At 62.8% G+C, this 13,290-nt stretch carries 11 protein-coding genes; 10 read left to right on the forward strand and 1 reads right to left on the reverse strand.

All coding sequences use genetic code 11. The annotated features are described in order from the left end of the window. Positions 1-415: 415 nt before the first annotated feature. A complete protein-coding gene (locus K3152_RS02300; RefSeq protein WP_221572416.1) occupies positions 416-988 on the reverse strand; it encodes a hypothetical protein in 573 nt (190 codons plus the stop codon). A 50-nt stretch (positions 989-1,038) separates the two neighbouring features. On the opposite strand from K3152_RS02300, the gene K3152_RS02305 reads away from it, so the two are divergent. The 10 genes from K3152_RS02305 to K3152_RS02350 all read left to right on the forward strand — a co-directional run bounded on the left by K3152_RS02305 (position 1,039) and on the right by K3152_RS02350 (position 13,241). Next, positions 1,039-1,776 (forward strand): TlyA family RNA methyltransferase, encoded by a 738-nt coding sequence (locus tag K3152_RS02305; protein ID WP_221572417.1) that lies wholly within the window; start codon positions 1,039-1,041, stop codon positions 1,774-1,776. A 121-nt stretch (positions 1,777-1,897) separates the two neighbouring features. Continuing rightward, on the forward strand, positions 1,898-3,430 hold the full coding sequence (locus tag K3152_RS02310; RefSeq protein WP_221572418.1) for an acyl-CoA carboxylase subunit beta: 1,533 nt from the start codon (positions 1,898-1,900) through the stop codon (positions 3,428-3,430). A gap of 9 nt (positions 3,431-3,439) precedes the next feature. Then, positions 3,440-3,949, forward strand: a complete 510-nt coding sequence (locus tag K3152_RS02315; protein WP_221572419.1) for a hypothetical protein — start codon at positions 3,440-3,442, stop codon at positions 3,947-3,949. Positions 3,950-3,973: 24 nt separating this feature from the next. Further along, positions 3,974-4,423, forward strand: coding sequence for a methylmalonyl-CoA epimerase (gene mce, locus K3152_RS02320; protein ID WP_221572420.1), 450 nt, complete (start codon positions 3,974-3,976; stop codon positions 4,421-4,423). A 107-nt stretch (positions 4,424-4,530) separates the two neighbouring features. Continuing rightward, positions 4,531-6,006, forward strand: coding sequence for a serine hydrolase domain-containing protein (locus K3152_RS02325; RefSeq protein WP_221572421.1), 1,476 nt, complete (start codon positions 4,531-4,533; stop codon positions 6,004-6,006). A gap of 62 nt (positions 6,007-6,068) precedes the next feature. Then, entirely contained in the window at positions 6,069-8,318 is a 2,250-nt protein-coding gene (scpA, locus tag K3152_RS02330) for a methylmalonyl-CoA mutase (protein ID WP_221572422.1), read from the forward strand. Between the two features lie 375 nt (positions 8,319-8,693). Then, positions 8,694-9,704, forward strand: coding sequence for a biotin synthase BioB (bioB, locus tag K3152_RS02335; protein ID WP_221572423.1), 1,011 nt, complete (start codon positions 8,694-8,696; stop codon positions 9,702-9,704). Continuing rightward, on the forward strand, positions 9,701-10,483 hold the full coding sequence (locus tag K3152_RS02340) for a heme-dependent oxidative N-demethylase family protein (protein WP_221572424.1): 783 nt from the start codon (positions 9,701-9,703) through the stop codon (positions 10,481-10,483). Before bioB ends, K3152_RS02340 begins: the two co-directional genes overlap by 4 nt. A 135-nt stretch (positions 10,484-10,618) precedes the next feature. After that, complete coding sequence (locus K3152_RS02345; protein WP_221572425.1) at positions 10,619-11,080, forward strand: hypothetical protein; 462 nt, start codon at positions 10,619-10,621, stop codon at positions 11,078-11,080. Between the two features lie 94 nt (positions 11,081-11,174). Then, complete coding sequence (locus K3152_RS02350) at positions 11,175-13,241, forward strand: acetyl-CoA carboxylase biotin carboxylase subunit (protein WP_221573067.1); 2,067 nt, start codon at positions 11,175-11,177, stop codon at positions 13,239-13,241. The last annotated feature ends 49 nt before the right edge of the window (positions 13,242-13,290 follow it).

Below are 13,290 nucleotides of genomic sequence, written 5' to 3' on the forward strand. Positions count from 1 at the left end.
GTCGCGCCCGGCGTTTGAGGGGCCCAACACAAAATGAGAAGGGCAGCTTCTCCCTCGGGAGAAACTGCCCTTCGCATGGTCAGCGGTCGCAAAGCGCCGCTCACGAAGCCTTACTCGGCAAAGGAAACTACCGAATATGCTCCGTAGGGGTCTTCACCGACCTCGCTACTGAACCATGAGACATCGGATCACCTCCTTTCAAGCTTGTGAGCTACAACCCCGTTTCACCGGAGAAGAAGACCGCGTGCGCCGCTGATCTTGAGTACAATTTGAGTCTTTTCGGGACCCAAAACAAGGCTTGCAAAAAAGTTTTCCCACGTCAGAATTGTCATTTGTGGCTCGGAGCGGACTCCGGGCCTTTTTCGTGGGTGGTGCGGGGGGTCTCGCAAGGCGACCGGCACGCCCGAGAATCGGCTCAGCGGCAATCCTCGATAACGCGCGTCACTTCGGCCCATGCGGGCAGGTAAAGCGTCGGCGAATCCGGAGTTTCCACAGCGAATCGTCCCTTGGTCAGCGCCATGGCGTCGAGCAGCGGGTCAGTAGCGGCAACCGAGGCGAACAAACGCTCCGGAGCGCTTGGGCGCGGTTCGCCCGTAAACGAGCGGGCGGTGGTCTCGGTCAGGATGCGCATGGGGGCTGATGCGGTGAAATCCCCATGCCTGATCAAATCGACCTGACGCTTCGTCCTGTCGCACCAGAGTGTGAAGACAGGTCTATCGTTCGAACTGCCGAAGCTGGCCGCGCCTCCGAGCGATGTCATAGTGTAGCGCCATTCACCTTCCGTACGCGGTGCGTCGATCCAGTTTTCATATTCAGGTTCGGCCATGGCGACGGGAGTGGGGGCAGGAGTCGGCGACGGCGCGGGAGCGGTCTCGACCGGCGAGGGCGAGGGGGCGGGCGTGGAATCGGGCGCGGGCACGCATCCTGCGGCGAGCAGGGCGCTCGTCAGCAGGAGGACACGGGCGATGGCGCTATGCGAGGCTTTCATGCTTCCCCAATGCTCGCTAACGGCTTTGTTTCCTATTGCCCGGAAACACTATGAGTAAGAAACGTCGCCTCGATCAGATGCTGGTGGACCGCGGGCTGGTCGAAAGCCGCACGCGCGCACAGGCGCTGGTGATGGCGGGGCTGGTCTTCAGCGGCGAACAGAAGCTCGCCAAGCCCGGCCAGCAGATGGCCGAGGACGCGCCGCTGGACGTGCGCGGGCGGGACCATCCTTGGGTCAGTCGCGGGGGTATCAAGCTGGCCCACGCCATCGAACATTTCGGGCTCGACCCCAAGGGCGTCACCGCGATGGATATCGGCAGTTCGACCGGCGGCTTCACCGATGTGCTGCTGCAGGGCGGCGCTAGCCACGTCTTCGCAGTCGACAGCGGCACCAACCAGCTCGCATGGAAGCTGCGGCAGGACGAGCGCGTGACCGTGCTCGAACAAACCAGCGCGCGCATCCTGACGCCGGAGATGATCGACCGCCCGGTCACATGGGTGGTGTGCGATGCGAGCTTCATCGGGCTCGCCAAGGTGCTCGAACGCCCGCTCGAACTGGCGCAGAGAGACTGCCGCCTCGTCGCGCTCATCAAGCCGCAATTCGAGGTGGGCCGCGAGGAAGTGGGCAAGAAGGGTGTCGTCAGCGACCCGGCCTTGCACCGGCGCGTGTGCGACGAAGTGCGCGAGTGGGTGGAAGGTCTCGGCTTCACGGTGCAGGGCATCGTGGAAAGCCCCATCACCGGCCCCGAGGGCAATGTCGAATTCCTGATTTCGGCCTTGCGCCACTAACCACCGTTCGTATCGAGCGAAGTCGAGATACGGCAATCTGGCGCAGGTGTGTCTCGACTACGCTCGACACGAAGGGCCGATGGCGATAACCGCCCCCCACGAGAGATTTAACGGAGAGAGCATGTCCGCCAATATCGCCGAAATGGAACGCCGCCGCGAAGCTGCCCGGATGGGTGGCGGCCAGAAGCGCATCGATGCCCAACATGCCAAGGGCAAGCTGACCGCGCGCGAGCGGCTCGACGTGCTGCTCGATGAAGGCAGCTTCGAGGAACTCGACACCTATGTCGAGCATGACTGTGTCGATTTCGGCATGCAGGACCAGAAGATCCCGGGCGACGGGGTGGTCACCGGCAGCGGCACGATCAACGGCCGCCTCGTCTATGTTTTCAGTCAGGATTTCACCGTCTTCGGCGGCTCTCTTTCCAAGCGCCATGCAGAGAAAATCTGCAAGGTGATGGACACCGCGATGAAGGTCGGCGCGCCCGTTATCGGCCTCAACGATTCCGGCGGCGCGCGCATCCAGGAAGGCGTGGCCTCTCTCGGCGGCTATGCCGAGGTGTTCCAGCGCAATGTGCTCGCCAGCGGCGTGGTGCCGCAGATCAGCCTCATCATGGGGCCGTGCGCGGGCGGCGCGGTTTACTCGCCGGCGATGACCGACTTCATCTTCATGGTCGAAGACAGCAGCTACATGTTCGTCACCGGCCCCGACGTGGTGAAGACGGTGACCAACGAAGTCGTCACGCAGGAAGAACTGGGCGGGGCGAAGACGCACACCACCAAAACCAGCGTCGCCGACAACAGCTTCGAGAACGACATCGAAACGCTGCTCGCGACGCGCACCTTCTTCGATTACCTGCCGCTGTCCAATCGCGAGGAGGTGCCCGAGCGCCCGACCAGCGATCCGTGGGACCGCATGGAGGACAGCCTCGACACGCTGATCCCCGACAACGCCAACCAGCCCTATGACATGCACGAAGTCATCCGGAAAACGCTGGACGAGGGCGAGTTCTTCGAGATCCAGCCGAACCACGCCGCCAACATCATCTGCGGCTTCGGCCGGGTCGAAGGGCGCACGGTGGGCGTGGTCGCGAACCAGCCGATGGTGCTCGCTGGCGTGCTCGACATCAACAGTTCCAAGAAAGCCGCGCGCTTCGTGCGCTTCTGCGACGCCTTCGAAATCCCGATCCTGACCTTCGTCGACGTGCCCGGCTTTCTTCCCGGCACGGCGCAGGAGCATAACGGCATCATCAAGCACGGCGCGAAGCTGCTCTTCGCCTATGCCGAGGCGACCGTGCCAAAGATCACCGTCATCACCCGCAAGGCCTATGGCGGAGCCTATGACGTGATGGCCTCCAAGCACCTGCGCGGCGACCTCAACTACGCCTGGCCCACCGCCGAAATCGCCGTGATGGGCGCGAAAGGCGCGGTGGAGATCATCTTCCGCCAGGACCGCGACGATCCGGACAAGATCGCCGAGAAGACCAAGGAATACGAAGACCGCTTCGCTAACCCCTTCGTGGCAGCGCAGCGCGGCTATATCGACGAGGTGATCTACCCGCACTCCACGCGGAAGCGGATCGCGCTGGGTCTACGCAAGCTGCGCACGAAGCAGCTCGAGAACCCGTGGAAGAAGCATGATAATATTCCGCTCTAGGGGGCGCTGATGACCGTTCTAGCTTGGCAAATCGGAATAGCAGTCTTCGGCATAGCCGCCGTGGCCTGGCTCGTCTCGAAGGCGCGGAAATCTTCTGCCAAAGCCCGTCAGGTGGAGGCCGATGCAGCCCTCAAGGCTGCCGAGGTCAAGGCACATCGGGACGCCGTCGGATATTACGTCTATTACGCCGAGCATTTTGGCGATCTGAGCCAATTCTTCCAAAGCGTGCGCGCCGAGGAGGAGGACAGCGCAGCAGAGGCATCCTACGCTGCTCTGGAGGGCGTGGGCGCGGCCTCTATCATCCCTCTGTTGCGAGACGCCGAAAGCGCACATGTCGCGTTTCACAGGCAGGTCAACAATTTGGATTACGAGCAGGATGCGGATGAAATTGCCGCTGCGGAACAAGAATATTCCGCAAGGATCGGGCTCGCTGAAGCAGGGCTGAGGGACAGCGGTGTATCTGTGACCAAGCTGCTTGAAGACTTCGAAAAGCGTAATGCAACCATCCTCGCATCCTGATCAGCAAACAGATGGATCAATGAAATGAAACTCGGCCGTCTCAACCATATTGGCGTCGCCACGCCCTCGATCGAGGAATCGATCCGCTATTACCGCGATGTCATGGGCGCGACCTCTTTTCACAAGCCCTTCGATCTCGAGGCGCAGGGGGTGAAGGTCTGCTTCGTCGACACGCCAGGCGAGAACGGCACGCAGGGAACGCAGATCGAGCTGATCGAGCCGCTCGGCCCCGACAGCCCGATCGCCAAGTTCCTCGAGAAGAATCCCGCCGGCGCGCAGCACCATGTCTGCTACGAGGTCGAGGACATCGAGGACGCGCGCAAATGGTTCGAGGACATGGGCAAGCGCATTCTCGGCCCCACGCGCATCGGCGCGCACGGCACGCCCATCTTCTTCCTCCACCCGAAGGACATGATGGGCCAGCTCACCGAAATCATGGAAACGCCCAAGGACAACGCGCACTGGTCGAACTGATCAGTCGATGATCGGCCGTTGGCCCGACAGTATCCGACATTCATCGATATAGGCTACCGCCTTGCCATGAGACAGTCTTCCTCCCGTCGTTAATCGGGAGGTCCACCTTGAAATTACGCCAGTTTTCCGCAGCAGCCCTGCTTTTCCTCGCTTCGACACCGCTCGCCGCCCAGATCGACGACGTGCCAGTTTCCCATTCGGATTACCAGTTCGGGGACGAGGCTCATCTTGATCGACGGATCGAACAGTCGGCCATTGAATATGGTATCGTCGGCGGGGCCGTTGCTGCAGCACGCGGCGACCGCACGCTCTACCTGCGCGGCTTCGGCATGGCCGACCGCGAAGCCGGACTCGATGCTACTGCCGACACTGTCTTCCCGATGGCCTCTGTCACGAAGTTCATCACGGCGGCAGCGATCATGTTGCTGGTCGATGAGGGAAAGCTCGATCTGGAAACTCCGGTCAATAGCTATCTCGGGAACGATGGTGTCCGGCCCACCTATGGGCGGGAAGAAGAGATTACCCTTGGCAGGGTGATGAGCCACACGGCCGGCCTGCCGTTTCTCTACGAGCCGATATATGCCGATGAAAACCGGGTGCGCCCGAGCTTTGCAGAGCTGATGCAAGAGCACGGCTACACGATCCTGCCGCCCGGAGTTAGCAGCGAGTATTCAAACCTCGGATATGAAATCCTGGCGGAGATCATTCGCAGGCAATCGGGAATGGCCTACGAAGATTTTATCCGCACACGCCTGTTCGAACCGCTCGGCATGGCGAGCGCCTACATTCATACCGGGAGGGAGCGTCCACCGGGAACCGCGCAGCGATACATGGCCGATGGATCGATCGTCCCTGGTGTCGATACCTCCCATCCCGGTGCAGCCAACGCGTTCATGTCCGTGCGAGACATGATCCGGTTCGGACAATTCTGGCTCAGGGCCTATCGCGGCGAAAGCACCCTCATGAGCCAGCATGCGGCCCGGTTGATGATTACCAATGACCAGGGTGAGGAGGGCAAGGGCGCGGCACACGGCCTCTGGCCCGAGGAATATCCCGCCGAGACGCTGTACGTTAGCCATGGTGGCGGGATGGCGGGCGCCAAGACGCGCCTTGCGATACTGCCCGAGCTTGGCCTCGTGATCGCCGTCGCCATCAACGAAGGCAATGCGACTGCAGAGGCTGTGCTGGGCGAGGAGATGATCAGGTCATTCGAGACGCAGAGCAATCTCTATTGGCGCTCTCCCAAGGTGCCCGAGGCGCTGGAGGGCTATTGGAGCGGCACGATAGGTGGAAACGGGCCGGTGGCTCATTTGACCCTGGATTTCCGGAACCCGTTGCAGCCACGGGCATCGCTTGACGGACGTGACGTGCTGGTTCGCTCTGTCGGCGGCGACGGGCCCTTCAAGATCAGGTTGGACGCGCAGCTCGAGGGGGTTGGATTTGGGGTCACTCACGATTTGCGTCTGCGGCTGTGGAACATCGACGGGCAGCTTGTCGGCGAGGTGAAGCAACAGGCCATCGGACAGCGGGATCGCGACAATCCGGGCAAGGGCTTCTGGGTGAGGATGAGCGAGGCCGGTTGAGCCGGTCGTGGAAATCCCAGCGGCGGCTTTTCTGCGCATAGGAATGCGGTTAGGGGAGGCCCATGACCGACAAACGCACTTACGACGACTGGAAGCCCCTCGCCGACAAGGAAGTGAAGGGCCGCGACCTGACCTGGCACACGCCTGAAGGCATCGCGGTGAAGCCGCTCTACACGAGTGAGGACACGGCAGACCTCGACCCCGGCGTGCCCGGCATCGCGCCGTTCACGCGCGGGCCCTATGCCTCGATGTATACGGGCCGTCCGTGGACCATCCGCCAGTATGCGGGCTTCTCGACGGCCGAGGAATCGAACGCCTTCTATCGCCGCAATCTCGCGGCGGGTCAGAAGGGCCTCTCGGTCGCTTTCGACCTTGCCACCCACCGCGGCTATGACAGCGACCACCCGCGCGTCGTCGGCGATGTCGGTAAGGCGGGCGTCGCCATCGACACCGTGCGCGACATGGAAATCCTGTTCGACCAGATCCCGCTCGACACGATGAGCGTGTCGATGACGATGAACGGCGCGGTGATTCCCGTGCTCGCCTTCTACATCGTCGCGGCAGAGCGGCAGGGGGTGAGCCAGGACAAGCTCGCCGGGACCATCCAGAACGACATCCTCAAGGAGTTCATGGTCCGCAACACCTATATCTACCCGCCCGAACCGAGCATGCGGATCGTCTCCGACATCATCGCATATACCTCGGCCAACATGCCGAAATTCAACAGCATTTCGATCTCGGGCTATCACATGCACGAGGCCGGGGCGACCGCCGTGCAGGAGCTTGCCTTCACCATCGCCGACGGCAAGGAATACGCCAAGCGCGCGATGGAAGCGGGCCTCGATATCGACGCCTTCGCGCCGCGCCTGTCCTTCTTCTGGGGCATCGGCATGAACTTCTTCATGGAGATCGCCAAGATGCGCGCCGCGCGCCATCTGTGGCACGATGTGATGACCGAACTGGGGGCGCAGAACCCCAAGTCGAAGATGCTGCGCACGCACTGCCAGACCAGTGGCGTGAGCCTGCAGGAGCAGGACCCTTACAACAACGTCATCCGCACCACGATCGAAGCGATGGCGGCGGTGCTGGGCGGCACGCAGTCGCTCCACACCAATGCGCTGGACGAGGCGATCGCGCTGCCGACCGACTTCTCCGCCCGCATCGCGCGCAACACGCAGCTGGTGATCCAGGAAGAGACCGGCATCACCAATGTCGCCGATCCGCTAGGCGGCAGCTATTACATCGAAAGCCTCACTGCCGCGCTGGTGGAGCAGGCCAAGGCGATGCTCGACGAGGTCGAGGCGGCGGGCGGCATGACCGAATATGTCGCCAGCGGCAAACCCAAGGCGCAGATCGAGGAAGCGGCTGCCGCCAAGCAGGCGAGTGTTGACAAGGGCGACACGGTCATCGTGGGCGTCAACAAGTACCGCCTGCTCGAAGAGGCGGAAATCGACACGCTCGATATCGACAACCACGCCGTGCGCCAGAGCCAAATCGAGCGGCTGAAACGGGTACGCGAAGGCCGCGACGAGGCTGCCTGCCAGGAGGCCCTGAAGACGCTGACTGAAGCGGCGAAGGCTGACCCCTCAGCCGCGCGTGCGGCGCTGGCGGATGGCCGCGACGAGCATGGCGTCCCGCTGCGCCCCTCGCAGATTGCCGAATTGCAGGCTGGCGGTGACCAGAACCTCCTCGCCCGCGCGGTCGAATGCGCGCGCCACAACGCCACGCTGGGTGAGATTTCGGCTGCGATGGAAGCCGCCTTCGGGCGCTACGACACGACCCCCAAACCGGTCAGCGGCGTCTATTCCAAGGCCTATGCGGGCGATAAGCGCTATCTGCAGGTGGTCGAGGGTGTGCACGCGGTCCAGCGCCGCCTTGGCCGCGCCCCGCGCCTGATGGTCGCCAAGATGGGCCAGGACGGCCACGACCGCGGCGCGAACGTCATCGCCTCCGCCTTTGCCGACATGGGCTTCGAGGTCGTCTCCGGCCCGCTGTTCCAGACGCCCGAAGAGGCCTGCAAGATGGCGCTCGAAAACGACGTCGACGCCATCGGCGCGAGTAGCTTGGCCGCGGGCCACAAGACGCTCATCCCCGAACTCATCGGACACCTGCGCGATGCGGGCCGCCCCGACATCAAGGTCATCGCCGGCGGCGTAATCCCGCAGAAGGATTACGACTTTCTGCGCGATGCCGGGGTGCAGGGCATCTATGGCCCGGGCAGCAACGTGGTCGAATGCGCAGCGGACGTGCTGCGCCTGCTGGGCCACAACATGCCGCCAGCCGGTGAGGATGCGGACGAGGCGGCGGAGTGATCGCCACCCGACGTCACCCCGGACTTGATCCGGGGTCCCGCCATTCTTCAAGCACCGCGTCAAAAGCAAGCGGGATGCCGGATCAAGTCCGGCATGACGATATGGTACGGTAAGTGAGCAAGTTATACTTATATTTGGCCCTAAGCGGTATCTTTTGGTTCATCGCATTTCTGACAGCCCGGAGCGGTCATGAAAGGACCGCAGAATTTTGCGCACAACCGCAGTCGGTTGCGATTCCTGCACCAAACTGCCCTGCGTTCACGCCGGAGATTTTTTTGGCAATGGTTGGTGTCCTTTGCCTCATCGATATCGTTCGCCTGTTCCTGATGTTCTCGAATGCTCGAGCAATCCAAGCTAAAAAATAGGGAAACTGAATTGACCCAAATCCGCACCGACTGGACCCGCGAGGAAATCGCTGGGCTGTTCGACCTTCCCTTTACCGAACTGCTTTTCCAGGCAGCCACCGTCCACCGCGAGTTCCATCCGCCCGAGCAGATCCAGCTCTGCACGCTGCTCTCGATCAAGACCGGCGGGTGTCCGGAGGATTGCGGTTACTGCTCGCAGTCGGTGAAGGCCGACAGCGGGGTCGAGGCGACCAAGCTGATGGAGGTGCAATCGGTCCTCCAGCGGGCGGCGCAGGCGAAGGATGCAGGCAGCCAGCGCTTCTGCATGGGCGCGGCGTGGCGCAATCCCAAGGACCGCGACATGCCCGCCATCGTCGAGATCGTGAAGGGCGTTCGCGCCATGGGGCTTGAGACCTGCATGACGCTGGGCATGCTGACGTCGAAACAGGCGGACATGCTGAAAGAGGCAGGCCTCGATTACTACAACCACAATGTCGACACCGGGCCGGAATATTACGAGCGCGTGATTTCGACCCGCAACTACCAGGACCGGCTCGACACGCTCCAGAACGTGCGCGATGCGGGCATCAACGTGTGCAGCGGCGGGATCGTGGGCATGGGCGAAACGCGCGAGGATAGGGTGGGCTTCGTCCACACGCTCGCCACGCTCGAACGCCATCCCGAAAGCGTGCCGGTCAATGCGCTGGTGCCGGTCAAGGGCACGGTGCTGGGCGACATGCTGGCCGACACGCCGCTCGCCAAGATCGACGATATCGAATTTGTCCGCACCGTCGCAGTCGCGCGCATCTGCATGCCGATGAGCATGGTGCGCCTCTCCGCAGGCCGCGAGTCGATGTCCGAAGCCGCGCAGGCGCTGTGCTTCATGGCAGGCGCGAACTCGATCTTCACCGGCGACAAGCTGCTGACCGCGCCCAACGCGGGCGATGATAGCGATGCAGCGCTGTTCGCGAAGCTGGGGCTGACGGCACTGGCGCAAGAGGAGCCGATGCGGGCCTGCAGGCAAGTGGAGCCTGCCGAGTGACGCTTGGCTTTTCCGTCGATGCGTTGCTGCCCAAGGCGCGCGGGGGCGGGGTACTCAAGATGGGTCTCGCCAAGCTGGACGAGCGCGACTGGCTGCAGCCCGATCCCGATTTGGCAGCTCGTAAGGCGGGCTTTGCCGCTTACCCCGAAGGCATTCAATTGTCGCCCGAAGGCGAGGCTTCAGGAGCGGAACTGGCCGTCATGCTTGGCCTTGCCGGCGGCCTGCCCGAAGCTGGCCGCAACCATCACGAGGACATGTGCCTCCTGACCCTGCGCGAAGGCGAGGAGCAATACCGCCTCGTCGGTGCCGCCGTGGCCTGGCCGTCCGACTGGACTCCGGCAGACAAGATGGGCCTGCCCCTGCGTGCGCTGCACGCGCCGATCCAGGGGTACGCGGAGCAACTGGCAAGCGGCGTCGACCATTTCATGGCGAAGCTCAAGCCGGGCGCGATCTACGGGCGGTGCAACTGGTTCATCGCCGCCACGGGCGACAGGCGCTGGGTTGCCGGGCCGCCAGCAGAGGCCTTCGCCAATGTTACGCCCGAGAACGCAGGCGAGACGTTGTTCGTCCGCTCCGAACGCCAGACGCTGCGCCGCCTGCCCGAGACGGGCGCAATCCTCTTCACCATCGGCATCTACGTCTCGCCCCTCGGGGACTTGTCGCACAACAATATTGTCCGGCTCGCCAGCGCCATGAAAGGCCTGCTCGACGGGGAAGGCGACCGTCGCGGGGCCGATGCCTATGCGCAGGCGCTGGTTTCCTACGCTGCAAGTGCCTGAATAGGATTGGTAATCCAGAAAACTTGACTCTTCCGGGTATTGGTCGTCCTATGCCTCCCAGCTGGGGGGACATCAGCTTTCAAAAAATCGGATCGCTTCGACTGGGTCGTATTCCTGTTTTTGGGGGAAGACTTAATGAAGAAGCTCGTACTTACCGCCGCTGCGGCCACGCTGGGCCTTGGCATCGCATTCACGCCGACACCCGTCCTCGCCGATCACCATGAAGCGGGCGAGATGGAGAAGCTCGACCAGACCTGGTACCGGGTCAACCTGGTCAAGTTCGAAGCGGGCAATCGCAAGCGGATCGGCGAAATCATCGACATGTACGAAGCCGCCAACAAGGCCTCTGGCGTCGATAGCCCCGTGGTCATCCACATGAATACCGGCCCGTGGGACATGATGGTGTTTTTCCGGATGAAGCACGGGATCGAGTCGATGGGCTGGAAGACCAATCCCGAAGGCGAGAAGTGGTGGGCTGCATTCAAGGAGATCGCAGGCGGCGAGGAAGAGGCCAACAAGATTGAAGCCGAATGGGATTCCTACGTCCTTCGCGAAGAAAGTCACATCGCACACCGCCATCCGGTCGAAGACGAATAGCTTTGCAGCCGGATTGGTCCGGCCAGCTTGATAAGGGCCTCCGGGGTCGGCATAGGCGTGCAAACCAATGCACAGCTTGCCTCCGGAGGCCCGTTTGTTTTCCAAGATCCTGATCGCCAACCGCGGTGAAATCGCCTGCCGTGTCATCAAGACCGCGCGCCGCATGGGCATCCAGACGGTTGCCGTCTATTCCGACGCCGACGCCCGCGCGCCCTTCGTGCGCATGGCGGACGAGGCGGTGCATATCGGCCCCGCGCCGGCCGCCGAAAGCTATCTCATCGCGGACAAGATCATCGAGGCCTGCAAGCAGACCGGCGCCGAGGCGGTGCATCCGGGCTACGGCTTCCTCTCCGAACGCGCGAGCTTCGTCGAGGCGCTGGCGGCAGAGAACATCACCTTCATCGGCCCCCCGCCGAACGCCATCGCCGCAATGGGCGACAAGATCGAATCGAAGAAGCTGGCGCGCGAAGCGGGCGTGAACGTGGTCCCCGGCTTCGTCGGCGAAATTCGCGATACCGAGCATGCGGTCGAGATTTCGAACGACATCGGTTACCCGGTGATGATGAAGGCCAGCGCCGGCGGCGGCGGCAAGGGCATGCGCCTCGCGTGGAGCGAAAAGGACGTTCGCGAAGGCTTCGAGGCGACCAAGCGCGAAGGCCTCAATTCCTTCGGCGACGACCGCGTCTTTATCGAGAAATTCATCGAGAACCCGCGCCACATCGAGATCCAGATCCTCGGCGACAAGCACGGCAACGTGATTTACCTCAACGAGCGCGAATGCTCGATCCAGCGCCGCCACCAGAAGGTGGTCGAGGAGGCCCCGTCGCCCTTCGTTACGCCCAAGATGCGCAAGGCCATGGGCGAGCAGTGCGTCGCGCTGTCGAAGGCGGTGAATTATCACAGCGCCGGCACGGTCGAGCTGATCGTCTCGGGCGCGGACCCGACGGGTGAGAGCTTCTACTTCCTCGAAATGAACACCCGCCTGCAGGTGGAGCATCCCGTCACCGAAGCCATCACCGGCGTCGACCTCGTCGAACAGATGATCCGCGTGGCAGCTGGCGAGAAGCTCGAAATCACGCAGGACGACGTTAAAATCGACGGCTGGGCGATCGAGAACCGCGTCTATGCCGAAGACCCCTATCGCGGTTTCCTCCCCTCCACGGGTCGCCTCGTGCGCTACGAACCGCCGGTCGAGCCCTGGGCCGATGATGGCGAGGAGAACGGCCGCCGCGGTGTCGCGGGTATCCGCGTCGACGACGGCGTCTTCGAAGGCGGCGAAGTGTCGATGTTCTACGACCCGATGATCGCCAAGCTGGTGACCTGGGGCGAGACCCGCGAAGAAGCTGCGGACCTGCAGATTGCCGCGCTCGACGCTTTCCGCATCGAGGGGCTGGGGCACAATATCGATTTCCTCAGCGCCATCATGCAGCATCCGCGTTTCCGTTCGGGCGAACTGACCACCGGCTTCATCGCCGAGGAATATCCCGAGGGCTTCGAAGGTGCTCCGGCGGACGAGCGCCTGCGCGGTGTGCTGGCGGCAGTCGGCGGCGTGATTGCCACCGCCGATGCCGACCGTGCGCGCCGGGTCGACCAGCAGCTCGGCGGCGAATTCTACGCGCCGGGCGACTGGACCGTCCGTATCGGCGAGCGCGAGGAAGGCTCGACTACGCATGAGGTGGTGCTGGGCGAAGACGCGCTCACCGTCGATGGCGAGCAAGTTACGATCGAGATGCAATATACGCCCGGCGACCGGATGGTCGATGTCGCGCTCTACGATAACGACGCGGGCGAGGATGCCGAGCCGCTGGAACTCTACACCATCCAATTGAAGCCCACGCGTACCGGCTATGCGATGACCACGCGCGGCGCCACGCACCAGCTTCGCATCCTGCAGACGCGTATTGCCGAACTCGCATCGCACATGATCGAGAAGACGCCGCCCGATCTTTCCAAGATGCTCATCTGCCCGATGCCGGGCCTCTTGGTGAAGCTGCATGTGGCAGAAGGCGACGAGGTCCAGCCGGGCCAGCCGCTCGCCACGGTCGAGGCGATGAAGATGGAAAACATCCTGCGCGCCGAAAAACAGGCCACGGTGGGGACCATCAACGCGGCCGAAGGTGACAGCCTGGCCGTCGACGAGGTCATCCTCGAACTGGAATAGGATTGTCGCGCGCGCGATTCACCAAAAACTCGCGCAATATGAAGCGCCG

This window comes from Qipengyuania polymorpha (genome assembly GCF_019711435.1).
Taxonomy (GTDB): domain Bacteria; phylum Pseudomonadota; class Alphaproteobacteria; order Sphingomonadales; family Sphingomonadaceae; genus Qipengyuania; species Qipengyuania polymorpha.